A 26,426-nucleotide genomic window follows, 5' to 3' on the forward strand; every position below is an offset into this window, starting at 1 on the left:
ATATTTAATAAAAGCAAGCCGCAACATTTGCTGTTGCGGCTCTTAGCATTGGCAAAACTAGTCTTTGGGATCTAGTTTAATTTTATCATCTAAGCCGCTACCTAAATTGCCGCCTAACATGCTCAGTAATTGGCTTTTTTCAGCTGCCGTTGTATTACTTAGCTGCTTAAGTAATTTACTCATGTTAAAGTTTTTTAGTGTTTCAGCTGAGCCATTTGCCCCTGCTAATACACCTTTTAGGTCTTCTATTAAATTACGGTCGCCGTTTAAGTGATCTTTAAACACCGTTTGCACTGTTTGGCTTTCATCAACTAAACCATCAATTGATTTACCTAAACTGATTGCACTCATAAATTGATTAAAGAACTGACCATCCCCACCCATAATATTGATATCGGCATCACCCAGTGCTTTTGCCATAATATGAGACTGATGCTCGGCAATGTCTTTACTTGCTGAAATTTTAGCAAGTACTAACTCTTTTTGTTGGTTTAGTTGCAGCGTAAAGCTTTCGTAATCGCGGGCATCTTGATCCATTGCATTAAGCGCTTGTAGCTTCTCTTCAAGGCCTTTTGCTTCTGCGAGCATCTTACGTTCAAGGTTAATTGCTTCTACTTCACCTTGTTTCTCGTTTGCATCAGCCATCGCGGTTTGTACTTGGGCTTGTGTTAAGCCAATCTCGCGATCACCTTGTGCTTGCGCTTGCAGTTTTTGTTGCAATACACGCGCGTCTGTTTCACCTTGTATTGCATTTGCTTCTGCCTTCGCTTTAATTACGTCAGCCTCAGCAAGGCCCTTAGCGGCTGTTTCAACTTGCTGCGCTTGCGCTAAAATCTTCTTAGACTCTGCCTGTTGGTTTGCAATTCTAAGTTCTGCATTGGCCATTGTTTCAAGCTCACGCGCCTTGTATTCTGACGCTTGCTCTTGTGCTTTTGCCGCTTCAATGTCTTTCACCAGCGCTTCTTCCGCCTCGGCCTTGGCACGAATAATTACCGCTTCTTTTTCACGCTCTGCGCCAGCCAATACTTTAACGTCTTTAATGCGTTCTTCTTCTTCGGCCACTGATTTTTCGACAATTACACGGTCGCGCACCACATCCGCAATTTCTTTACGCTCAACCTCAAGGGCTTTTTCTTTGTTGATGCGTAAAATTTCGGTTTCTCTTTCACGCTCGATCACTTCAATTTCACGCGAGCGCGATACTTTTTCTTCTTCAATACCGAGCACACGCAAACGATTTTGCTCTGCTATATCTAGTTCACGTTGTTTGTTTTGTTCGGCGATTCCAATTGCTTCATCGGCTTGTAAGCGTGCTTGCTCCGATTTAAGGCGCTCTTCTTGGCGCACTTTTTCAGCTTCTGCAAATTCACGGGCTTTTACAGTCTCAATTTCGCGCACTTGACGTGACATGGCGTCTTGCTTTTGACGCTCAATTTCGAGTGTTTTCTCGGTGGCCTCTTGATTTTGAATCTCAATTTTAGCGCGCTCATCACACTTTAATTGGTTGGTCGATACATTTTGCAAAGCCGTCATTTCTGTAATGCGACGAATACCTTCTGCATCTAAAATATTTTGTGAATCTAATTTATCTATTGAGGTTTGTTCAAGGTAATCAATCGCAACATCTTCAAGGGTATAACCTGATAAATCTTGGCCTATCACTTCTTTTATGTTGTCACGAAACTCGTTCCGATGAGTAAATAGCTCAACGAAGTCCATCCGTTTACCAACCGTTTTAAGCGCTTCTGAGAATTTTGCCTCAAATAGCTCTTGCAGCGTGTCGTGCTCAGATGCACGTGCACACCCTACATGTTTAGCTACACGCAAAATATCTTCTTTGTTTTCATTAACACGTATATAGAAAGTAATGGCTATATCGGCACGGATATTGTCTTTACAGATCAAGCCACCTTTATCTTTACGTTCAAGTACCATGCGCTTGGTCGAAATATCCATTACTTCCATTTTATGGATCACCGGATAAACAATACCGCCCGTTGTAGTGACATCAGGCTCGTTTTTCATTTTGTTGATGATTAAAGCTTGGCCTTGCTCAACCTTGCGGTAAAACTTACCAACGATAAGCAAGATAGCAAAAATGATCGCTATTGCTATACCTACAAACGTGAGTATAGGGATGAGGTTATCTAAAAATTCCATGTTATGTCCTAACTTGATTGTCGATTTTTATATGCTACAGGTACAATTACGTAAGCCATTTACCATGGTTTACGGGTTATGGTGTAACACTGTTGTTCTTTGAGGTGTTCAAGTAACACGGCTGTGTCACCTGATGAAAACGGTTCATTGTCGTTACTTCGCACTTGAATGAGTTGCTCAGTACCTTGAAACTGCACGCGAGCCTGACCAAAAGTGCTAGTCACTTTCCCTGTAACTACAATGCATTCTAACCCAATTAAGTCTGTGCTTTTTGAAGTTTCGGCGCTGGTAAAAAAGCGCTGTAGAGGTTTAGTTATAATAGCAGCAAGAGGAAGTGCTACAAGTAAGCTCGCCAACAGCATTAGCATGCCAAACAGATAAAATAAAATGCTATCACCTAATAGGTGAGCAAATAATTTATGTGCATAAATACTGATTAACCAGCTGGTCATCACGATGAGGCTAAGTGAAACTGTAATTGGCACCCCACCAAACCCCAGGTTAAACCATGATGACACGCTTGAAGTTTGTGCCGCATCGGCATCAATATCGAGATCTGATTCAAACATATCTATATCAGCAAAACCAACAAGAGTTATCAGCCAAAAAAGTATCACAACCAAAAGAAGCGCCGTAAAAATGGCTGTAGGGAAAGTAAATGCTAAATTTAAAAAATCCATTGTAACTGCTACTCAGCTTTTATATTTATTATCCTTATAGAAACTTTTTACCATTTTAAGGCACAATTGTTAAGTACTTTATAAAAGATAGATCTAGTTATGTGCACAGTTACAACTAAACAATCTTCAAAAGAATTAATTTATTGACTTTACCTTCTAAGCATTTGTTACACATATGCCTATGTAATATTAAAAGTACCACACCAAAAAAAACACAAAATTAACATTTTATATTCAATATGTTGATTTTACGTTGACATAAAGCTAGATTGTTGTACTTAATAGCGCGCCAAGTTTAATTTGTACTCATGATATAACGGGTTATTTTTACCCTAGTGCAAAACTCTATATTTTTTATACAAACTAAAAATACGTATGTTAAACAAACAGTTTTGACCGAGCTCCATTTGCGCTTGAAACTAATAAATACGAGGGAAAAATGAACAAACATTTAATTATCTATACTGTAATGCTTATGCTAAGCGCATGTGGCGGTGGCTCTTCAAAAACTTCAGAGGATGAAATTCCGGTTGCAGATGGCCCATCTCAACCAGTCAAATCGACAGATAATTTAGCTATCCCTGACAATCGAGAGCTAGATACATATAACATTTTAATATTAGGTAACAGCCATGTCACAAACGTTGAGTCTTTATTAAAAAAAAATATTCTCTCATAGCGCAGCTAATAAAATAGTGAATATTGTAACTCACCAAGGGGTTTTTATTGATAATATTGCTAATGATGAAAGTATAATTAAAACACTGCAAAATAAGCAATGGACCCATGTGATTCTACAAGGCCAAAAGTATTCGCAAAGCCAAACTGTACTCTATCCGGTTGATGCTACAGTAACTTTGATACAACAGGCAAAAGCAATCGGTGCTACCCCTATCCTCTATCCTGAACACCCCCTTGCTAATAGACCACAAGATGCAATTTACGTGCATGGGATCCATGCTGGTATTGCTGAAACACAGCGTAGTTGTGTTGCGCCTATTGGATTAACATGGAATCAAGCTTTGACAATATCACCAGAGCTAGAGATGTATATGTCAGATAATAATCACGCTACATTATTAGGTACATCACTTTCATCAATAGTGTTATACGAAACAATAACAGGTGAATCTGCAGACTTATTAACATTTAGTGATACGTTACCAGGTGATGCTGCTACTCAAGCATTATTCGGCCAAGTAACATCACAAGCAATTCTTGAGAATCCACCATGTGAGTTTTAGCCCCAAGAGTGTTTTCAGGCTTTAAGCCCAATAGTCAACACCTCTTTTTAGCTGAGCTCACTACTATAAAGGTGAATTATATCTTTCTATTTTTTTGCACTGTATTTGCACATTTCTTTAATAGAATAAATTATAGCCAACTATAAGGTACAGATATGAGTGACAACCCTATAAATAGAAAGAATGTCGCAGCATTCGCTTTAGCCATGTTATTAATAGGATGCGGTAGTTCTGAGAATGACATAATACAAGATGCAGCTACTGATTCTTCATCATCAACTAACATTGAGGTAATCATTGAAGTTAACCCACTTAACTTCACTAATGGTGCACTTGATTCAGAGATTATTACCCAAACCTGTACACTCACTAATAATGAAGAATCTCAATGTTATCAAATAGAAATAGCTGGTGCACCAGCAAGCCACGATATAGGTATTTTCTGCCCACGGTATACCACATCAAATGCCCAGGAAGCTGGGATCTGGTTTGATGGTGATGGCGAAGTATATGATTTAACCGGCGAGTTCATTACTCAACTTGCGACCCATTATAATGATGATAACTGGAAACTTTATGATGAAAGTACAGGCGAAATAAAAATTACTGACAGCCAAGTTTCCTGTGAAGGGGCAGCAAGACCAGATGTTGAACAGCAATATCAAAACCATTGCGTTGAATGCTCGATAGAGTATGTTAATGGTGGTATTAGTCAAAGTGTATTAATTCCCATCACCCCAATAAAAGCGAATAACGCCATAGCAATTGGACGCGATAATGTGGGTATTTCCCTTAATGGTGTCGCACTTGCTCCTCCTGCGCCTGTTGATGCGATTTTAGGAGCTTACACGATTGCCGCATTTGATGATTGTGCTGGCCATATCAATTTAGTTGAAGGGTATCATTATCATGGTGCGGCCGGTTGTAGCGAAACCCTAGAGCAATCAGATGACCATGCAAGTATGCTAGGTTATGCGCTTGATGGTTATGGTATTTTCGGTATGCTCGACGGACAAGGGAATGAAGATGATGATCTTGACAGCTGTAGAGGTCATTATGATGACATCAGAGGCTATCACTATCACGCAGCCAGTGTTGCCGAAAATATGTTTATTGGTTGCTATAGTGGCGAAATAGCCAAATAACAGGAGTGATCATGATTTTAACTAAATTAAATAAATTATCATCAGTATTGTTTGGCTTTATTATACTCTATTCAAGCCATACCCTTTCACATGCAGGACATGTGAGTGATCAGCCCTGGCATGTATGCCAAGATAAAAATGTAAATGAACGTTGCAGCTATGAGTTAAACAACAAGCTATATCAAGGCAGCTGTCAGGTAGCGAATAAGGTTTTAATGTGTGTACGCAATAAACCTATAATCGATTTAACAACGCAACGCTCACAAAGCAAAGTACAGGAACAAAACCCAAAAACACGGCTCAAATTTAACCTGTCTGCTGGATAGTTGATAGTTGAGTGTAAACTCCCCTAATCGTAGTTTACACTCAATCAGCAGGGCTTAGTAAATTACATATTGCCCAGTTTTACCATCATCGCGGTGTACATTTTAAGATTGAGTTTAAGTTGTTCAACGGTTATAAACTCATGCTCTGAGTGACCTGTGTATTTTTTGCCTGGCATGGATGGACCAAACGACACTGCATTATCAAATAACTTTGCGTTTGTTCCCCTCCTATCGATACAAAGCCAGCATCTTTATCACCCGTAAAGTGTTTAAATATATCCAGTAATGCTTGGGCATGGGGTGCGCTATCAAGCAGCATCGGTGTGCCAATGATGACCTGTGTATCTTTTAACGCAACCTGATTACTAGCCTGCCAATTAGCCAATGCCGTGTCGATTTGTTGTTTTAGCACAGTTTCATCTTTACCTACTGGACGGCGCAAATTCACAGATAAGGTAATTTCATTACCATTTCGTTTTAATAACGTAGGCGAAACTGTCATCGGCCCCATAAAATCATGCTTATAAGCAATCTCACCAAAATTATTACCATATAAATCAAGGCCAATTAACTGATTTATAAATTCAATAGCCTGCCCGTCGCTGTTATTTTCAAGTTCAATACCTTTAAATACTTCTGCTAAATGAGCAATGGCATTAAAGCCAGCTTCTGGCTCTGATGAATGCGCTGACGTGCCTTTAACTGAAACCTTAATACCTTGGTTAACTTCAGTAACAGCAACTTTGACATCCTTAAGTGCGGCAATATTGGTATTAAGCGTTTCAATATCTGCCTCTGTCGCATTATTTAAGATAGCGCTGGCATCCTCTGGGATTTGGCTTACAAATGCTCCGCCTTCTAAATTACTCACATATACACTTGTTTGGTTTGAGTTGCCTGAAAACGTTGGCGCAATTAAGCTCCAACCCTTTTCTGCTACGACAACTGGGTACGATGCATCAATGGTTACCGCATATTTAGGCTGTTGATAGGTTTTCATAAACTCTTCAAGCGGGCCCCAATCTGACTCTTCAGCTAAATAAATCATCGGTTCTATGCGGTTTTCAAGCTTTATGCCTTGATCTTTAATGGCTTTCATTGCATAAAGTGCTGTAGCGATTGCACCTTTATCATCTTCTGTACCACGGGCTGTTAATTTACCCGACTCTGACGTGCTATCTACTTTAAATGGGCTTTGCTGCCACTTACTCGCATCAGCCGGTTGCACGTCGCCATGAGTTACTATGGTGACTTTTTCAGCTTGCTGACCCATGCCAATCAACACGGTGTAGCCTAAGTCTTGATAGTCAAAGCCAAGCTCTGCCGCTTTCATTTTTAACAATGCTTTAAAGCCAATAAAGTCTGGGTTTGATGGTGTAGCCACCCCTTCTTTATTAACTGTGGGGTATGACACTAAGTTAGCCAAAGTATGAATTTGTGCATCTTGGTAAGTATTCACTGCGTATATCGCCGCATCTTCGCTGATCTTATTAACGTTTGCGTGAACGCTAGAGGTGAGTAATGCTAGGCTGGCTAAAACAAAATTTTTCAAAGCAAATTCCTATAAAATAAAAGGTAGGCAAGAAGTTATAATTGTAACGCTGTTGACTCCCTTTAAGCTAGCTTTGCATATTGAATATTTAAATAGCTAAACGTTACTTATACGCTGTATACTACGCCACCAATTTTAAGTAGCCGTCGGCGCAATCAAACATGAACCGTAGAAAGAAGATCGTCACTAAATTCCAGAAAAAGATAAACGCGCTAACGCAAAATTACATAAAAGTAATAAGCCTGCATACATTTCAAAGGCTGAGCGCGAAAAGCTAGCGTTAGAGCAAAGCCAACTTAATCATGTAGATGAAACTGAAGAAGAATAAAGCTATTTATAGTCATAGCTTTATTCTTAATTTATAATTCTAAAAACTATAACTCATAGCCAAATTGATTGAGCGACCTTGCCCTGCAAGTTGCGTAAAGCCTTGGCTCATATCCACCTTATATTGGGCAATACTCACCCCACCTAGTGGCTGTTGGTAGTATTCATCAAGTAAGTTTGTTACAGCTAGTTTAACGGTTAGCTTATCCCACGTACCTTTCGTCTGTAAATTGAATAAGCTATAACTATCTGTTTGATTTTCAAGACGACGAGGATCAATACGTGTTTTACTATCAACCCATTCCCAACTGAGTGAACTCTGCCAATTACCCATTTGCTGAGCTAATGCTATTTTACTGTGTAACGGCATAATTTGATAAAGTGGTTCATTACTGTCATCACGTTCACCATGAGTACTGGTAATAGCCGCTGTTAAGTCCCATGTACCTGCGCTTTTGCTATCGCTGATTCGTACAGCGGCTTCAATTTTTCCACCGTATAAAGTAGCATCTAAATTAGTAAATTGGAGCGTATTTCGCTGCGTAATGGCCATTTCAGTACGGTTAGTGTTCCCCACAATCGTGCCATCAATATAATCATCAACTTGGGTATACCAAACATTGGCGCTTATCTGCCAAGTATCATCTTTCGCTGATTTAGTATAACTGCTACTGAGTGTATGTGCGGTTTCTGCTTCTAAATCAGGGTTACCAATATAACCGTTACCATCACCAAACCAGCCAATCATACTGGTTGACATGGTACTCACTCCCCAGCTGTAGCGTTCATATAAATTAGGGGCCCGATTTTTACGTGCTAAGCCAAATTCTAGCTCATCTTCATTTGTTATTTGATAGCGCACGAGTAGGCTTGCATCAACTAATGTATCGCTACGTTCTCTATCCATAGCATTAAATGCCATTGCTGCATCTTGATTTGGGTCATCCATCATCATCGATGACATATCGCCCATTGAATCCATATCTGACATATCGTCCATGCCGCCATCCATGGCCATATCGCTATAAGGTTGTACTTCGCCAGCATCCGTCTGCACATATTCAATTCGTGCGCCCGCTGATACCCACCACTTTTTATCTAGCTGCTTTTGTAACTCTGCAAAAGCAGTGTAGCGATCGCGTTCACCATCATTTATATTTACGTATTCATTCGGCCCCATCATCATTGAACCTTCAATTGCTGGCCACCAATCATCAATACGATAACCAAAGTATTCTTGTCCTAATAATAATGTGGTGTTTTTATTGAGTTCTAAACGCCAGTTAAGTTGATAACTCATATCTTGCGCATCGGTATTCATCGGCATCATGCCGGTTTTTTCCGCCGTGAAAAAACCCATTTCGTGCTTTACATCGTTATAGTTGATCTGAGCTTGGAACTCACCACTGTCGAGAGTGCGTTTATATTGGCTGATCAAACCATAACTGGTGTTATCAGTCATATCCATATATTGGTTTGGGAACCCTTGAAACGGTATTTTTTGATGCGTTAATTTAACAACGAGTTGTTGTTTTTCATCTCTTAATGCTGCTGTTAATGCATGGTTTTGGGCGCGATACAAGGTATCTAAAACAAGGTCGCCATTACCATCTTCATAACTATCAGCGTCTTCATATGCGCCTTGATAGTTTAAACTGAATGTGTCACTGGCAATACGAGCGCCAACTCCCACAGCTTGCGCGTTATTAATACTACGATATTGTGCAGAAACATAACCCGAATGCCAGCTTAATGCATCACTATCACTGTACTGAGGTGCTATAGAATTAACACTGATCACCCCTGCAATATTATCGCCACCAGCACTCACAGGTGAAACACCTGCCACCACTTGATATGAGGTAATTTGGCTTGCTGATATATAAGACAAAGGTGGGTTCATTTGGTTACCGCATGCCGCTGTAATATCTGCCCCATCGACTAAAACCTTTACTCTATCGCCCATCATACCGTTTAAAATCGGTAGGCTTGACACACCACCCGCCGCAGAAAAATCAACGCCTAATTCACTTAGGAGCTGATCTGCATTACCTAAATTTGCATGAGAATTAATATGTTGACCTTGAACTTCAATGTGTTCAATTGAATTATCAGCAAGTGCATAGGGAGAAAGTAAACATGCAATACTAAGCGTTAAAGGAGAAAGTACATACTGTGTTTTTAAAGATGATAATTTGCTGCTCATTTTATTCTTTATTTACAACGAGTTTTAGATGAGCAAAGTATATAACTTGGAGGCAAGGCTGAACACGCGACAAATTGTCGCACCCCAGTTCTTTATAATAATTAATAGCGGGCATGCTACCTAGTAGCATGCCCTACCAAAGTATGATTAACCTGAGGTAATTATAGCTGAGTAAGTTCAGTGCTTAATTGGGCAATAAATTGATTTATACGCTCTGCGTTTTTACCTAAATCACTTTTGCCTACTCGTGACTTACTACGGATATCTAGCTCACTGCCATCACCTTTAGCAGTCACTCGGATAACAACGTCATCCTTAAAGCCAAACCACATGGTTGTATCTGTGGCTTCAATTATTCCGTTTTCAACATCAGCACTCACAGGTTCCAACCTAAGCTTTTTACCGAGTCAATAGACACGCGAATAACATGTTTTGTATTTTCTTTAAATTTTAGTGTGGTTAGATCTGGGTAAGCTTTAAGCTGCTGCGCTGCGGTTTCTGGTCCTGCGTACTCAACTGAATTAGGGGCATCAGCTCGTAGCTCTGCTATAGCAACAAATTCAGGTGGGGTAACTACATCGGTCGAAATATCATGAATAGGCGGTACACTTTTAGCTTTACTCATAATACTAAGAGGCATAGCCACTGCGACAATGGCTAGTACTGCATTTATAGCAAATAATGGCCAGTGTGTGCTTTTACGAAAAAAGCCAGCTTGAACAACAAGTAAAATAAGCCCTGCAATTGCCACAAATACACCGTAGCGAATGCCGGTAAAAGCAGTACTAAGCTCAATTAACTGCCATTTATACAAAGGCCCTGGAAGTACCACAAGCAAAATAGCCAATAGGCATACTATACTACTTAATTTTTTCATCTTATTGCTCCGAAATATTTATTTAAACTCGACCCTCACAATACCTTATTTACTTGCTAATAGATCAAATTAATCATTGATTATTAAATATCGGGCTGTAAAATCACACCTATTGGAACGTTCCTAATAAAGTTGAAGTATAGCAATATTACGTATTCTGCATTACTGATTTAGAGCTTTAACGTAGTTTGTTCTTCTCTTACATTCTTTATGCTTCTATCTACAAGGGTTAATTATGTCTTTGCAACCTAGCGTTGTTAACAATGCGCTAAGTACTTCTGCTATTTTATTGGTGCTGGCACTTGGCACATTTATTTTAGGCCTTTCTGAGTTTTCGATGATGCCGATGCTCCCGTTAATCAGCGAAACATTTGCATCAACACCTGCACAATCCGGCTTTGCTATAAGCGCCTATGCATTAGGGGTAGTAGTTGGTGCTCCAATATTAATGCTCAGTACGGCTAATATGCGTAAGCGGAAAGCTTTGTTAATTTTTTTAGCTATGATGTGTGTAGCTAATGGTCTAAGTGCTATTGCAACATCATTGCAGCAATTAGTACTGTTTCGTTTTTTAAGTGGGCTACCCCACGGTGCTTATTTTGGCGCTGCTATATTGCTGGCAGCAGACATTGCCCCATCAGGTAAACGAGCAAGCTTCATGTCGAAAGTATTTATGGGCCTAACCGTTGCAACCATTGTGGGGGTCCCGGTTGTTACCTTAATCGGACAAAACTTTAGCTGGCGTTATTGCCTTGCTGGTGCAGCCATACTGGCTTTTATCGCATTCTTTTTGGTTTATAAAGTGGTGCCAAATAAAGACAATCAACACGCATCAAATATAAAAGGTGAAGTAAGCGTACTTAAAAACAAATTAGTCTGGTCTATTTTAGGTATCATAATCATTGGCTTTGGTGGTGTATTTTGCATATACACATATATAGCCGATACAATTTTACAAGTGACACATACTCCAGCTTATACAATTTCTATTGCAATGATCATGTTTGGTATTGGTTGCACATTGGGTAACTACATACTCGGTAAAGCGGCGGATCACTCACCGTTATATACAACAGGTATTGCACTGTTAAGCGCTATTGCTTTTGCCACTATGTATGTCAGTGCGAGTGAGCATATTTGGCTCATGTATGTAGTTATCTTCTTTATTGGCTGTAGCGTAGGTTTAGGAACCGTTATCCAAACTATGCTGATGGATGTATCACCAAACGGCCATGCCATGATAGGGGCACTAGTGCAATGCGCATTTAATGTTGCAAATGCGATTGGTCCTTGGGTTGGTGGGCTGGTTATAGCAAATGGTGCTCTACCCAATCAAACCGGCTACGTTGCAGCAGCATTATTTGCTGGTGGTTTAATAATGTGGCTTATAAGTGCCATGCAGATGGGCAAAAATAAAGATTTAACGGCCCCAGCTTAATCACTTTTCTACTTCAGCAACAGAGTAAAACACTTTTCATGTTTCTTTAATCTCATAATATTGTATTAAAATTACTCTTGCAGTAGGATGCTAATAGAGTATTACTGCTTAAATAACAATAATGAGCAAAGCATGAGCACACCTATCTTTTTTGTTGGTGACTGGCAAGTTACCCCAGCTACAAATACCCTTCGTTTAGGTGAAAAGGTCAAGCAACTAGAGCCCAAAGCGATGGACGTTCTATTATTGCTATGTGAAAAACAAGGTGAGTTACTCTCCAGTGACGAAATAATAAATCATTGTTGGCAAAATATTGCTGTAGGTGACAACCCGTTACACAAAGTTATCACTCAATTACGTAAAGCCTTTAATGATAAAGCGAGCGACCCTAAATACATTGAAACCATTCGTAAACGTGGTTATCGTGTTATTGCTCCTATTAGGTTCCCCCTTGATGACGAGCAAAAAGCAAATAATACAACCTGGCAAGGTGACTCGCCCTTTGTTGGCCTAAGCGCTTTTTCGCCTGAGCAAGCCACTGTATTTTTTGGTCGTACTAAACAAATCGCCACATTACTACAGCGTACGTCTGCGCAAATAAGTTATGGCCGTGCATTTTGTTTATTGCTTGGTTCAAGTGGCTCTGGCAAGTCATCATTAGTCAACGCTGGTGTTTTACCAGCATTAATGAGTGGCGCTGGCTACGATGGTTTTCGGGTTGAATCATACTGCCAGCTCGATTTTGCCGATATAAACAAAGAGCGATTGTTTCTTGATTTAGCCTCGACCTTACTAGATTTAGAAATTAACCATACCCCTGTTTTCAACGATATTAGTGCAGATGCGCTATGCGAGTTGCTATTAACATCGCCAGAGCAAGTAATTGATCTATGTAAAAAAGCACTAAAGCAGCAAGTAAACAAAGTAAAACCCTATTTATTTTTGTTTATTGACCGCCTTGAAGTCTTACTCTCATCAGCGTTATTTAACGAGCAAGAGCGCAGTCAATTTCTCGCTTTAATAGAGTTGTTTGCTAGTAGTGATTGCATAATAATTTTTAGTGCCTGTCGCAATGACTTCTATCCCCATGTTGTCAACGAGCCAAGCTTAATGGCAGGCAAAGCCAACGGTGCTCATTTTGATTTACTCGCGCCCACACGCGCTGAACTCAAACAGATGATACGCCTTCCAGCTTTAGCTGCTGACCTTAAATGGCAGCTTGATCCTGAGCACCAAACACCACTGGATGAAATACTCTGTAACGACACCATCAATAACCCAGATGCCCTACCCATGTTGCAATACACCTTGCAACAATTGTATTTACAGCGTAGTGACAACGATGAATTATTAGTTTCACACTACCAAGCATTAGGCGGTATTGAAGGCGCTATTGGCCAAAAAGCCGAACAAGTATTTACGCAATTACCCAAACCACAACAAGTTGAACTGGGTTTAATACTGTCTAGATTAATTACCTTAAACGCCGATGGTGAAACCCTCACTAGCCGGGCAGCACGTTGGGATGAGCTAAATAATCCAGCGCAAAACCAGCTAGTACAAGCGATGGTCGATAGCCGCTTATTTGTGTCACACCTTAAAAATGAGCAAGCCTGTTTTAGCTTAGCCCACGAAGCATTACTGCGTCATTGGCAACGTGCTATTAGTTGGATAAGCGAGCACCAAGAAAGCCTTGCCATAAAAAGCCGATTGCAACACGCTGCTGAGCGCTGGCTAAACGAGCAAAAGCACCCTGACTTTTTATTAGCTCAAGGTAAACCACTGCAAGAAGCACAAAGTATTGCCAACAGTTCACTGTTTAGATTATCAAACTCAGAAACTGCACTACTTAAAGCCTCAAACAAAAAAGCTAAACGTAATAAACGCTTACTACAATTTACCACTGCGGTGTTTTTTGTTATCAGTGTCATTGCCATTACAATGAGTGTGCGCAGCTACCACGCTGAGCAAGTAGCCCAACAAAAACGCCTAGAAGCAGAGAATTTACTCGGCTTTATGGTAGGTGAATTTGCCGATAAACTACGTAGTGTAAAACGTATGGACTTACTTGATGGCATAAGCAATAAAGCACTGGAATACTTTACTAACCAACAGCATAACGACTCGTTATTTAATTTCACCGATAACCAAGCTGACTTTAACAACCGCTTTCAATATGCACAAACCCTTGAGGCCATGGGAGAAGTGGCCTATTCCCGCGGTAAAACAGACGAAGCCTTTACCGCCTTTGAAAACGCCCGCACTCGTCTTGAGGCATTATTAAAAACCCAACCAAACAACATAGAGTTACTCACGCTTGCAGGGGCTAATGCCTTTTGGTTGGGTCAACTTAATTATGACAACAGTGACTACGCCGCCACTGAGCCATTATTTAAAAAATACCACGCTTATAGTGAAACCATGTATTCGTTAGCACCGAATGACTTTAACTCCATTATGGAGCTATCGTACTCACATAATTCACTGGGGTCATTGTATTTAAAGCAATTTAACTACACTGCCGCGAAGCAACGGTTTACAAAGTCACTCACCCTTAAAAACAAGGCCCTTGAACTTAAACCAAACAATAAAAACTTATTGCGCGATAAAGCCGACACCATCAGCTGGCTTGCAAAAACAGAAGAGAGATTGGGTAACTTTAATGCAGCAGTAGATATGCTGGAAAATGCAGTTAGCGTGTTCAAAAAAATGGCTAATCACTACCCCAATGACGCAAGCCTTTTTTATATGTCAGCAAATATACACATGCAACAAAGTTACTTACTTAGCTATTTAACCGATAAACGAATAGCCTATCAAAAAGCTCTTTTTGCTAACAAAATTATAAACAAGGCTTTAGAGCAAGATCCAAAAGACAATAAATTTCAGCTAATGTATTATCGCTCTTTAGCGCACTTACTAATGCTGTCTAACGATAAAAATATTGATTTAAGAATAGAAGAAACTATTAAGTTCTTAAAATCACAAGGTTTTAATAATATCAGCCCAATCAATATACAAATTAGTCTGATTCACTATTTCATTGACAGAAACGCTTCCCTTAAAGCGCAAGAGTTATTAACAACCCTTGAGAGTGACGAAAACTATCAAAAGTATAGAGCAAATCAAATACAAACAGGCGATAACGTAGTGCTCATACGGGTAAACTTACTTAAAGCAAAAATAGCTGCAATCAGTGAACCAGCGAGAGCAACTTTGCTTAAATGCACTTAATGACATTGCTCAAACAGTAAAAATCAACCAAAGCGTTCACGTAACGTACCCACAGGTACAGGCGTACACCTGCTTAAACCGAGCAAACGAAATACCAGCAATAAAAGCAAACCTAGTTAAATTAGGCATTACTAATTTTAAGCTATAAGCATGCATACAACAGGAAATAATATGAATACCACTCAAGAGCAAATCAACTTTACTGTCAATATTGAACTAGACAGTTACGACAAGGCCAACTTTACATACTTTAAGGATAACAAAGAAGTTACTGGCGGTGGCGTTGTCAGAACCGAAACAGCGGGTATTTATAGCTTAAATGAAGCAACACTTGCTAAAGGTTTTTTATTCACAGGGGCAACTATCACCGATAAAGAAGGCAACTGTGCCAGCAACTTTACAACAAAAGTCAATGATAATGGTCAAGCAATCACCATTATCGACACCGATGAAAACCCCGGCACTGCCTGTTTAGTATTTCATGTTGAGTGCAATGAAAAGCCTTATTCAAGCCCTGACCCTCAAGTTATAAATGAAAAAGAACTTTAATGAACAACGCTTAATTATTGATTTTTAAATTGCATGGGGCTGATTTATTTCTGTGCAATTTTTATAAGACAAAACACTTTAACGCCAACACTTACGCATTAATACCCCCAATAACCTATCCTTTAATTACTACTGTATAATAAAGACCAAAAATTGCGATTACTTAATGATTTAATATACGAAAAATCTAATAGTAAATTGATCTATATATCAGAAAGTCCCTCATAAGCAGCTGCCTGCTCGGTACCTTTAGCATACTGGCGATGCTAGCAGTCTAACGGCAATTCTCGCCAGCTTAGTCAGCCTAAAACAAGCATGCTTTGACCTGCTTAAATTAGGCTTAAGCCAAGATCCAAGAATAGTAAACAAAGGAAAAATGACTTACATAGCCGCACAGCTTTAAATTAAGCCTACGCACAAAAAACAAAGTCATTAAATTCAAAAACTTAAAACCAGAAGGTTAGCAGAAGGTATATTTGCTGTTTTTTTCATAAATTAGTAGACACCAAAAACGTATAGCAAAGCGTGAAGGAATTAACGTGCCTAACCAAACTAATAATAACAGCCAACTGTTGGCTACACATGTACAAACAGAGCAAGTTGGAAGTAGCCTGTCTACCTCTTTGTCTCATCTGCAATTTGGTTCTTTAATTGAATTGTTTAACGGCACAGCTGAGGGCATGTTTGTAATCGACCAACATGGTAATTTTGAATTTGTAAACCCAGTAGCCGCTCAATTATTGGGGGATTCACAACAAGCGTTAATTGGTAAAAGTATATTAGATTTTTTATATAATACTGATCGCGACAAATACATGTATACATTATTAAATTGGCTAGATATTAAAGACACTCGCCTTAACTTTGGCCCCAACGAAGTGAAAATAACTAAATCTGATGACAGTATTATTGAAGCCGACTTATCAATCTCAAGCATGCCAAATAGCATAGCAAGTGCACAAAAGCTGTATATATGTATTTTGCATGATATAAGCTCACATAAAGCTATGTATAATAGATTAAAAATACAGGCATCGACCGATCACTTAACTGGTTTAGCAAACAGGTTAACGCTCGATGAGTCATTAGAAAAATACTGGCAAGAAAGCATTCAAAGTAAACAAGCTCTCAGCAGTATACTCATTGATGTGGATCACTTTAAAAAATTCAATGATACCTATGGCCATATTAAAGGTGATAAATGCCTGCAAAAAATAGCCAAGGTGATATTAGATTGTATCCCTTCAAGAGATTGTTTAGCAGCGCGATACGGCGGTGAAGAGTTTGCAGTGATATTACCGCGTTGTAATCGTGAAAGCGCAAATGTAGTGGCACAACATATCCAACAACAAATAAACGCCATGACCTTTACCGATATTGGTCTACCGCCAGGCGTTAAAATTAGCGTTAGTCAAGGTATTGCCTGCGAAAACAATAACCAATACCGCACCTATGAAGCTTTAATTTGCGCAGCCGACACCGCTTTATATAGAGCTAAGAGTGACGGTAGAAATAAAATAATTGTTCGTGCGTAAACACGTAATTAACAATATAAAAACCCGATTAACAAGTCTCGCTTGTTATACATATACTATATTTTATTGTTATTTGTTTGTTCCTAATTGGCTATATAGACTGCGCTAAAACACGATAGTCAGACGGGATCAACAATGACATTTTTTAAAAAGTTACCTTTGCAACTCGCCATTGCAAGTACACTTGGGGCTTCAGTGACTGCAATCGCTGCTGAGCAGACAGTGGATACAACAGCACAAGAGGTTGAAGTTATTTCAGTCACTGGTACTCGTCGTAGCTTGCGCAGTATTGCCCAAAGCACAGTGCCTGTAGATTTATTAACAAGCCGCGACCTTGCAACAACAGGCCAGCTAGAAATCAGCCAAGTTCTTGCTGCACAATTACCAAGCTTTAATTACCCAAGTGCAACCCTTGCAGATGGCACTGATCACGCAAAACCTGCCGTGCTTCGTGGCCTCGCGCCAGATCACACTCTAGTGTTGGTCAACGGTAAACGCCGTCATTCAGGTGCACTCTTAAATTTAGGTGGCACTGTAGGGCGTGGCTCAACCGCAGTCGATTTAAATAATATTCCAACCTCAGCTATCAAGCGCGTTGAGGTGCTACGCGACGGTGCAGCCGCGCAATATGGTTCTGACGCCATTGCAGGTGTGATCAACATCATCCTGAAAGATACCGATGACGGTGGAGCCGTTAGTTACACCTTCGGCCAATACAACACACAAATGGCAGGCTCCCCCCAATTGTTAGGTACCAGCGCTGACCAAGCTGGCGGGTTAAGCTTTACCAAAGGCAGCGACCGTAAACTAAAAGATGGTATTTCACGTACAGCCAGTGCTAATGCAGGCTTTTCGTTGGCTGATAACGGCTTTATTAATATATCGATTGAATCGCGTAATAACGAACCGACCAATCGCTCTGGTATCGACGAACGCGAGCAATACAGTCTCGATACAAATGATGCATTAGACTCACGGGAATTCGACTTTGACCGCTATAACCATCGTTTTGGTAAAGCCGATATTGAAGACATCGCGCTATTTTATAACCTAGGCTACGATTTTGACGATTCGCTATCACTGTATTCATTTGCTAGCTATTCAAACCGTAAAGGTAACTCTGCTGGTTTTTATCGCCGTGCTAGCGACATACGTAATTTACCTGAGGTTTACCCTGACGGCTTTTTACCACAAATTAATACAGACGTAGATGACTACTCATTCGCCATTGGCCTAAACGGCGAAACCAACGACTGGGCATGGGAGGTAAGTACTAACTACGGCCTTAATGACTTTGGTTTGGGGGTTAGCAATAGCATAAACACTTCAATGGGCATAGATAGCCCAATTGAATTTGATAACGGTTCATTAGTCTATGAACAATACCTAATAAACATGGATGCAAACAACAGTTTTGACTTTGGCTTACCTGATGATGTTTTTATTACGATTGGTGCTGAGTATCGCCATGAAAACTACCAAATAAAAGCAGGTGAAGAAGCTTCTTATATTACTGTACTTGATGAGAACGGTGAGCCGGTTGCTGCTGGCGGTGCTCAAGTATTAGCAGGTTTTTCACCAGAAAATACCACTGATAGGAGCCGTCATAATATAGCTGTATTTGCTGAGTTTGACACTTACTTAACCGAAGATTGGAATCTTGTATTAGCTGGGCGCTTTGAAGATTACAGCGATTTTGGCAGTACCTTTACCTCAAAACTCGCATCTCGCTATAGCATTAACGAGTCATTATCGCTTCGCGGCGCAATTAGTACAGGGTTTAGAGCCCCTTCGCTTGCGCAAACCAGTTATAAATCTGTGAGCACGGTATTTGAAAACGGTGTTCCTAGTGAAGTTGGTTTATTCCCAGTAGATGAGCCTGCAGCAAAAGCGCTTGGTGCCCGCGCTCTTGATGCTGAAGAGTCAGTGAACATGACTGCTGGATTCATCTTCACTCAAGGCAATTTCAGCCTAACACTTGATGCATACAGAATTGAGATAGACGACCGAATTGTGTTATCTGAAAATCTACAAGGGACTGAAGTTGAGGCAATTTTAGCTCAGGCAGGCGAGCTAAACACGCAAAGCGTTCGGTACTTCACTAATGCGATTGACTCACGTACGCAAGGGGTTGATATTGTGGCAACCTACTCGTTAGATTTAGAAGGTTATGGTGACTTACGTTTAAGCGCTGCAGTGAACTTTAATGATACAGAAGTCACTCATGTAAAAGAAAACCCAGCCGAACTTGAAGCTCTGGGCGATGACTACGAGTATTTTGCTCGTCGTGAGATCACCCGATTTGAAGAAGGCACCCCAGCCGATAAATGGAATTTATCAGCAACGTGGGATTTCGCTGATTTTCAAACAACATTACGTACAACTCGCTACGGCGAAGTCACAGATACTTCAAGTACGCCTGAAGGGGATGAAGTCATTGCGGCAAAATGGATCACTGATCTTGAAGTAGCATATCACCCATCTCAACAATGGAAAGTGGCTATCGGTGCGAACAATTTATTTGATCAATATCCGCAAGATACTGTAAGTAATGTCGGCTTTAGTGACTTTAATCAAATATTTAGTTATAGCCCGTTTACACCATATAGCCTAGATGGCCGCTTTATTTACGGCAATATCACTTATAGCTTTTAACTATGGTTAAGAGTAGCTTCTGCAATAATTAGTTAAGGAAGGAGATGCCGACAATGATGATAGCTTTATCATCATTGTCGAGCACTAAACAGCGTTTCTGCTGCCACTTAAAATTAAGCTGACTTCTTAAGTGCTTTTTTAAGCTTACCGATTTTTGCTTTTTGCTTAGCAACTTTTTCTTTACGTGCACTGATTTCTTTTTTGATTGATTTTACTTCTTTTTTAGCAAGTTTTGCGTCACTTTTCTTAGCTTTAGCTGGCTTTTTTGACATTATTTTTCCTTTAAAATTGATGAATCTCTAATTGCAGAGAAAGCCACAGTATTATAAAAAAGTAGTAGTTAATAGCCTGCAACCACTTATTCACCAAAAATTCATAAAGTCGCAATGAAACTGAAACCAATTAAACTGATGGACATAACCATTTCACAAAAATAATGCAAAAAAAGTGCTAACCCTTTCGCTATTTCCGTACCCACTTCAAACTCAATTTAGTGAATAAATCTAGCCACCTTTTAAAGAAGTAACAAACTACCCAACCCTAAAAGGTCACAAAACCCACAATATCAGTGACTGTGGTTAGAATTACTGACCCTGAAAGCGCAGGATCTATTTTCATCTTGTCTAAAATTGACGGAATAATGACTCCTGAAAGCGATGCTGCCACTAAGTTTAACAATATAGCCACAGTAATCGTTATACTGAGCATCGCATCGTTAAACCAAAGATTAGTCAGCACTCCAATCACTATTGCCCAGACGCAACCATTGACGGCTCCTACCCGTAATTCTTTTTTAAGTAATGCTTTGCGATTTGAATCGGTCACCTGCCCCAGTGCTAAACCGCGCACTATAACCGTAAGTGTTTGACTACCGGCAATACCGCCCATTGAAGCCACCACAGGCATTAATACCGCAAGCGCCACAACTTGCTCAATAGTGGCGCCAAACAAACCTATAAACCATGAGGCTAAAAACGCTGTAGCCAAGTTAATACCTAACCAAATGCCACGGTTTTTTGCTGATTTAGTTACGCTTGAAAATAAGTCTTCGTCTTCTCTCAAACCACCCGCTTTGGCAGCAGCCTCGTCCGTAACCTCCTGACGTAGTTCATAAGCAGAGGACACTGTTAATCGACCAAGCAATTTATTATCAGCATTGACCACTGGCATCGCCATTGTTTCACTGTGGATCACCACTTCTGCAGCCTCGTATAAATCATCGTCAGCGTGCAGTGAGGTAACATCTAAATTAGCAAAGTCGAGTAAACTATCCGAGTCTTGTGCTTTAAATAACGCATTAACTGATACTTCGCCTATTAAGGTGCCTTTACGGCTCACCAAATAAATCACTTCAGTAAATTGCGGCAGCCCTTTTTGTAATATTTTGCGCACACCGCCTACGGTAAGCTTTTCAGATACCTTAATTGAGTCAAAGTTAAGCCAGTGACCTAGCTGTTCTGGGTTAAATTGCTGTGCTAAATCATATTGCTTGGTTTGTACTTCATCAAGTTGCCTGCGGGCATAATCTACAAAGCGCTCAGGAATTACCTCTTCTAATTCCAGTAACTCTTCAACACTTACTTCATCTAAAAGCTTAAAGCCTTCAACTTCATCCAGAGTTTGTAATAACCAACGGCAGCTATCAGCACCTAAATTAATAAAAATCTCGTGTTGGGTGTCTTCATCAAGTAATAGCCATATTTCTAGGCGCTGCTCTTTCGGAAGCGCCTCAAATAATAATGATAGATGCTCAGTTGATAGCTTGTCCTTGGCATCTGCCAACAGTTTGTTTTTGCGGGAGGTGGTGTCGCACTGTAATAACTCATCAATGAGTTGAGGAAGTTGGTCAACTGGGTACTCGATCATAGGGATCTCAATTAATTACATCTATAATCAGAGTTTAACGTAGCTTGACAAAAAGTGGTGTTAAAACTTTCTCTTTAGAATAAAAATAAGCAATTTCACATACGTCATTTACTTTATATTTTTAACTGACTTGGTGTAATACCAGTCCAACGCTTAAAAGCACGGCGAAAGTTGGGGATATCATAAAACGCTAAACGCTCTGCAACTTGTTCATTGCCTTGTTGGCGTACGCCCAGTAGGTAAAGGGCTTTGAGCTTATTTTGTTCATCTTGTAATTGCGAATAACTAACCCCGTGTTGTTTGAGCTTACGTTTAAATGTTGCCGGGCTCATTGCAAAGTATTCGGCGCTACTAACTAGGCTATTATTTTTATCTTGATGAATTCGTTGGCACACAGCCTCGACAAACGTCACCGCTCGCCCTTGCACTTGAGCTAAACACTGCTGCCAGCGCAACGGGCTTGATTCTGGGTTTGGGCACTTCAATAATTGTTTATTAAAATGCCATCGAGTATAAGGCTGCTCAAAACGTATCCGTAAACCTAAATGCTGTTCATACTCTTGAATATGCCGTGGACGCTTACAAGTAAAATCAAAATAGCAGTGTGGGTAATGATTACTGACTCTTTTGATTAAACTGATAAACGCAGCGCTGTATATTTCAAAACAATAGTTTTTTAACGATTCATCCATACCAACGCTCGGCTGTAGGTACAGGTAAAAGTCGTCTTGAAAAATATGCTGACGAGTAAAAAATAACGGCGTAAGTGTGCTACGTATTTTTTGTAATTGCTTTAAAGCACTGCCAAGAGTTGGGCTTAAACGCACACTTTGCATTGCAGGACTCACATCATTAACCAGTTGATGCCCTAATAAAAAGCCACTGTCATTACTTTTCATTAGGGTTTTAAATTGGCTAATTAAAGACAATAACTGCGATAGACTAAAGCGCTGAGATAAGTCATATAAGTCTTGCTCAAAAATCCCGGTACCACGTAGCAATTTATGCAGCGGGATCCCACGACCTTGCGCTAACTCCACCAGCGCAGTGACCATTCCAGCAGCGCTGATATACTTATCATCTAAACTAATATACTGCTGCACCAATTAGCGCCTTTTGTTGTTGTAGTTGCTGATGTAATAGGCTGGTTTGCTGTACGGGATCGTGCTCAAAATGTAATGCAGTGGTAGCGGTTAGTATATGCTGAAACTGCGCACCTTTGCTTTTTGCGACTTTAAAAGCACAATGATTAAGTGCAGCTTTCATTTGTGCTAATAATTCTTTGCCTTGGCTTTGGCTAGTTCCCGGCATTAGCACAATAAAACAATCGCCAGCGTAGCGGCATAACACATCATTCAAACGGCAATTCATCACTAATAAATCACTGATTTCTCTAAGCAACCTATCGCCTTCAGTAAAACCAAACTGGGCGTTAAACTTAGCGAAATCACGAATATCAATGATACCTAAAGTGGCTGCACGCTGTTCACTTTGATGTTGCTGCATTAACGAGTGCAAATAGTTCACACGATATAAACCCGTCACTGGGCAAACTTTATCGTGCTCTCGTAAATGTGCTTCGCGACGGCGTAATTGTCGGTTTAAAACAAATTGCTCTTGATGCCAATAATAAAGCCCTACGCTGGTAAGCGACATGCCAAAAGGAGCTGGTAATGATTCAAACCAAGTCAACCAAAGCTGTGATGGTTGCTTAAGCCATTCATCGAGTAAATCCAAAGTGGCAGAGAACATAAACAGGCCTAAACCAAGCACTAATAAACTGGTTACTTTGCCTGGCGGGCGTGAGATGAGTAAAGCGATTATCCAGCTTAGGGTCATCAACACAATACCGCCTTCACCTAAAATATCGAGCCATGCAATTTCTTGCCATTGCTTAAGTTCGCCAAAGTAAGCGCATATTGCTACAGCAATAACCAATAATGAAATGATGATATTGGTTAATTTTACATGGCTGGTAAATGGGTTATATCGCATTACGGTGGCTTCTTTAGTCTATGTTGGTCTGCATGCTAGCGCAGTCATGCTTTATTCGTCAGGGTCATTTTGGCTCATTGATATGACATTGAGATTAAAATTTGTCAATAAACAAACTATAAGCTGCCATTTATAGCGGCTTACAGCGATGTTTTAACAGCTCAAATGTATTTTTTAATGCTGTAAATTAGCGCTTTAGCAAAGATTATCTTTATAACTGTCACATTAGCGTCATTTACTTTTTTTTAGTTTGCTCTCCAAACCAAGGACAACCGGGAGCAAATCAATGAAACAATTTAAATTAAACGCTGTAGTAGCTGCACTGGCATTAAGCCAATTTAGTGTGTGTGTTAACGCAGAAGAACAAACATCGCCAAGAGAGCCAGAAGTAAAAGTATCAGAAGAGCTTGTGGTATATGGTGAGATTGGTTATCGCAACCGCTCACAAGAATTGGCCCCTACACTTGAATACTCACAAGAGTACTTTCAGCGTTTTGAGCCACTAACAGCAGGTGATGCACTAAAGCGTGTACCTAGTGTAACGTTTTTATCTGACGTACTTGAATCAGACGGCGCACGTATGCGTGGTTTAAGCCCTGCGTATACTAAAGTACTCATTAATGGTGAAGAAGTACCGGGCGCAGGCGCTGACCGTTCATTCTTTGTCGACCGTATTCCTGCCGAATTAATCGAGCGTGTCGAAATAATTCGTTCATCAAGTGCAAACCGCTCTGCCGATGCTATTGCGGGAACGCTTAATATTGTACTACGTGATGGCTACAGCTTAGACGGCGGCTATATCCGCGCCGGCGGTCTGCGTTATGATGATGGCGAAATAAAAGAAAGCTTTGCAGGCGTATACGGCACTGAGTTTGCTGGCGGCCGCTTGCTAGTAGGTGCCAACTTACAAGGTCGTTATAACCCAAAACAAAAATCAAGTATTCGTTATGGCGATAGCCCTGAAAATAATCCTAATTATGCAACAGATGATTTTGATAACCGTGAAGATCAATCAGATACTCGTGATGGCGATGATACTTCACTAAACGCTAGCTTTGAAAAGGCGTTTGATAACGGCGGTAAATTTGATATTAGCGCAATGTGGGTCGATACCGACCGTACCGAAGATGAGCGCTCTTTTGAATATGACGACGCGACAGCCACATCTAACTCAGTGGTTGAAGGCGGTAACTTGCTTTCAGACAACGCAAATGTTTCCTACATTGACCAAACCAACTACAACATAAACTCAGGCTATCAACTACCGCTTTTAGGCGGTACCAGTAAGTTTAAAGTAGGTTACGCCAGCTTTGAAGAATCTGTATACGAGCAAGAAGTTGAGCTTGATACGTCTGAACTACCAATGGTTTTTGAAGAAGCCGAAGAAACTGTTGATATCGATGATAAAGAGTGGTCATTGCAATGGCAGCATAGCTTGCTTGTAGGCGACTCAAAAGAAGTTCAATTCGGTGCTTTTGTACAAGGTAAAGAGCGCGACACAGCAATTTTTGAAGCTGAAGATGAAAATGAGCAAACACTTACTGGCTGGGATCAGTTTAACCAAACGCCTATGTCTTTAGCTGTATTTAATAACGAATTTGAAGCAGTAGACGGCGGTGTGAACACCCTCAAAGAAGACCGTTTTGATTTGTTTGCTTTAATCAAACACGAAGCCGATGTTTTCTCATGGGAAATGGGTGTGCGCTGGGAGTCAACTGACTCAAGTATTACCGATACCAATGAAGGCGTTACTGCCGAAAATGATTATGACTTTATTTTACCGTCGGCTCACTTTCGTTACAGTGTAAGTGATAACGGCCGAGTCAGCGCCTCTGTTGCTCGTAGCTTACGCCGCCCAGATTTTGATTATATGACACCGGCTCTACTTGAAGAAGAACTCGCTGATAATGACTTTTTAGGTAACCCAAATCTTAAGCCAGAATCTTCTTGGGGTATCGATTTAGGTTACGAATACCGTTTAGGTAAAAGTGGCGTTGTCGGTGTAAACGTATTTTACCGTGACGTTAGCGACCTAATTGAAATTGCCAGCACAGGTGTTGAAGGCTCAGAAGGCGAAGGTACATTTGTACTGCAACCACAAAATACTGGCGATGGCACAGTACAAGGTATTGAGTTTGATTTATCAACGCCACTGAGCGCAATCAACATGCCAAATACTGGTATTTTCTTAAACTACTCTTGGCTTGATAGTGAAGTTGAAGACAACTTTGGTAAACGTAAGTTTAATGACCAATCAGATTATGTTTATAACATTGGCTTTATCCAAGATTTACCTGACCTAGGCGCATCATTTGGTGCAACATACCGTAACCAAGGTGATGCTTACGGACGCTTTGTAGGGGAAGAAGTAACAACCTCTTACGGCGCTGACTTGGAGTTATTCGTAGAAAAACGCTGGCAAGATGTAACACTTCGCCTAGTGGGTTCAAACTTACTAGATGCTAGTAAAGATGAAGTTTTCAACAAGTTTGACTCACTTGATGACCAAAACAATCGTGACTTTGATGAATATGAGCTTGAGTCTGAAGAAGCAGGCCCAGTCATTCAAGTAATGCTACGTTACGCATTCTAATCACGGGTATTGTCATTTTAAGCACGTATTGGCAAGCCATTACG

General features: G+C 40.3%; 15 protein-coding genes and 5 pseudogenes. 11 read left to right on the forward strand and 9 right to left on the reverse strand.

Annotation, left to right across the window (positions count from 1 at the left end; genetic code table 11):
- Positions 1 to 57 precede the first annotated feature (57 nt).
- Positions 58 to 2,160: a hypothetical protein gene (locus tag ACU8V8_RS11415; protein WP_446887565.1), complete on the reverse strand. Its 2,103-nt coding sequence runs from the start codon at positions 2,158 to 2,160 to the stop codon at positions 58 to 60.
- Between the two features lie 59 nt (positions 2,161 to 2,219).
- Entirely contained in the window at positions 2,220 to 2,840 is a 621-nt protein-coding gene (locus ACU8V8_RS11420; protein WP_446887566.1) for a DUF1449 domain-containing protein, read from the reverse strand.
- A 439-nt stretch (positions 2,841 to 3,279) separates the two neighbouring features.
- On the opposite strand from ACU8V8_RS11420, the gene ACU8V8_RS11425 reads away from it, so the two are divergent.
- The 4 genes from ACU8V8_RS11425 to ACU8V8_RS11440 all read left to right on the forward strand — a co-directional run bounded on the left by ACU8V8_RS11425 (position 3,280) and on the right by ACU8V8_RS11440 (position 5,555).
- Positions 3,280 to 3,519, forward strand: a complete 240-nt coding sequence (locus ACU8V8_RS11425) for a hypothetical protein (protein WP_446887567.1) — start codon at positions 3,280 to 3,282, stop codon at positions 3,517 to 3,519.
- Between the two features lie 16 nt (positions 3,520 to 3,535).
- Positions 3,536 to 4,084 carry a hypothetical protein gene (locus ACU8V8_RS11430; protein ID WP_446887568.1) on the forward strand — a complete coding sequence of 183 codons (549 nt, stop codon included), beginning with the start codon at positions 3,536 to 3,538 and terminating at the stop codon, positions 4,082 to 4,084.
- Positions 4,085 to 4,239: 155 nt separating this feature from the next.
- Positions 4,240 to 5,229, forward strand: coding sequence for a YHYH protein (locus ACU8V8_RS11435; protein WP_446887569.1), 990 nt, complete (start codon positions 4,240 to 4,242; stop codon positions 5,227 to 5,229).
- Positions 5,230 to 5,240: 11 nt separating this feature from the next.
- Positions 5,241 to 5,555, forward strand: a complete 315-nt coding sequence (locus tag ACU8V8_RS11440) for a hypothetical protein (RefSeq protein ID WP_441830386.1) — start codon at positions 5,241 to 5,243, stop codon at positions 5,553 to 5,555.
- 62 nt (positions 5,556 to 5,617) lie between these two features.
- Here ACU8V8_RS11440 and ACU8V8_RS11445 read toward each other — a convergent pair.
- Positions 5,618 to 7,107: pseudogene (locus ACU8V8_RS11445) on the reverse strand (dipeptidase).
- A gap of 161 nt (positions 7,108 to 7,268) precedes the next feature.
- Between ACU8V8_RS11445 and ACU8V8_RS11450 the strand changes: the two are divergent.
- A pseudogene (locus ACU8V8_RS11450) lies at positions 7,269 to 7,435 on the forward strand (DUF2986 domain-containing protein).
- A gap of 39 nt (positions 7,436 to 7,474) precedes the next feature.
- Here ACU8V8_RS11450 and ACU8V8_RS11455 read toward each other — a convergent pair.
- Positions 7,475 to 9,640: a TonB-dependent receptor gene (locus ACU8V8_RS11455; protein WP_446887570.1), complete on the reverse strand. Its 2,166-nt coding sequence runs from the start codon at positions 9,638 to 9,640 to the stop codon at positions 7,475 to 7,477.
- Positions 9,641 to 9,801: 161 nt separating this feature from the next.
- A pseudogene (locus ACU8V8_RS11460) lies at positions 9,802 to 10,517 on the reverse strand (DUF1499 domain-containing protein).
- Between the two features lie 235 nt (positions 10,518 to 10,752).
- Between ACU8V8_RS11460 and ACU8V8_RS11465 the strand changes: the two are divergent.
- The 5 genes and pseudogenes from ACU8V8_RS11465 (at position 10,753) to ACU8V8_RS11485 (ending at position 19,928) form a co-directional block, all read left to right on the forward strand.
- Positions 10,753 to 11,955, forward strand: coding sequence for an MFS transporter (locus tag ACU8V8_RS11465; protein WP_446887571.1), 1,203 nt, complete (start codon positions 10,753 to 10,755; stop codon positions 11,953 to 11,955).
- 132 nt (positions 11,956 to 12,087) lie between these two features.
- Positions 12,088 to 15,337, forward strand: a pseudogene (locus ACU8V8_RS11470) (nSTAND1 domain-containing NTPase).
- Between the two features lie 23 nt (positions 15,338 to 15,360).
- Positions 15,361 to 15,738: a DP-EP family protein gene (locus ACU8V8_RS11475; protein ID WP_446887572.1), complete on the forward strand. Its 378-nt coding sequence runs from the start codon at positions 15,361 to 15,363 to the stop codon at positions 15,736 to 15,738.
- A 539-nt stretch (positions 15,739 to 16,277) separates the two neighbouring features.
- Positions 16,278 to 17,273 carry a sensor domain-containing diguanylate cyclase gene (locus ACU8V8_RS11480; protein ID WP_446887573.1) on the forward strand — a complete coding sequence of 332 codons (996 nt, stop codon included), beginning with the start codon at positions 16,278 to 16,280 and terminating at the stop codon, positions 17,271 to 17,273.
- 135 nt (positions 17,274 to 17,408) lie between these two features.
- The gene (locus ACU8V8_RS11485) at positions 17,409 to 19,928 is read left to right on the forward strand and encodes a TonB-dependent receptor plug domain-containing protein (RefSeq protein WP_446887574.1); all 2,520 of its coding nucleotides are present in this window, start codon (positions 17,409 to 17,411) and stop codon (positions 19,926 to 19,928) included.
- 113 nt (positions 19,929 to 20,041) lie between these two features.
- Here ACU8V8_RS11485 and ACU8V8_RS11490 read toward each other — a convergent pair whose 3' ends face one another.
- From ACU8V8_RS11490 to ACU8V8_RS11505, 4 genes and pseudogenes are all read right to left on the reverse strand, one after another.
- The gene (locus ACU8V8_RS11490; RefSeq protein WP_176372522.1) at positions 20,042 to 20,200 is read right to left on the reverse strand and encodes a hypothetical protein; all 159 of its coding nucleotides are present in this window, start codon (positions 20,198 to 20,200) and stop codon (positions 20,042 to 20,044) included.
- Between the two features lie 242 nt (positions 20,201 to 20,442).
- Positions 20,443 to 21,794: pseudogene (locus ACU8V8_RS11495) on the reverse strand (magnesium transporter).
- A 113-nt stretch (positions 21,795 to 21,907) separates the two neighbouring features.
- On the reverse strand, positions 21,908 to 22,897 hold the full coding sequence (locus tag ACU8V8_RS11500) for an AraC family transcriptional regulator ligand-binding domain-containing protein (RefSeq protein WP_446887575.1): 990 nt from the start codon (positions 22,895 to 22,897) through the stop codon (positions 21,908 to 21,910).
- Positions 22,881 to 23,789, reverse strand: a complete 909-nt coding sequence (locus ACU8V8_RS11505) for a GGDEF domain-containing protein (RefSeq protein ID WP_446887576.1) — start codon at positions 23,787 to 23,789, stop codon at positions 22,881 to 22,883. Before ACU8V8_RS11505 ends, ACU8V8_RS11500 begins: the two co-directional genes overlap by 17 nt.
- A 286-nt stretch (positions 23,790 to 24,075) precedes the next feature.
- Here ACU8V8_RS11505 and ACU8V8_RS11510 point away from each other — a divergent pair, with 286 nt between their 5' ends.
- Positions 24,076 to 26,382: a TonB-dependent receptor plug domain-containing protein gene (locus ACU8V8_RS11510; RefSeq protein ID WP_446887577.1), complete on the forward strand. Its 2,307-nt coding sequence runs from the start codon at positions 24,076 to 24,078 to the stop codon at positions 26,380 to 26,382.
- Positions 26,383 to 26,426: the final 44 nt, after the last annotated feature.

The organism is Pseudoalteromonas sp. SaAl2 (assembly GCF_052947895.1).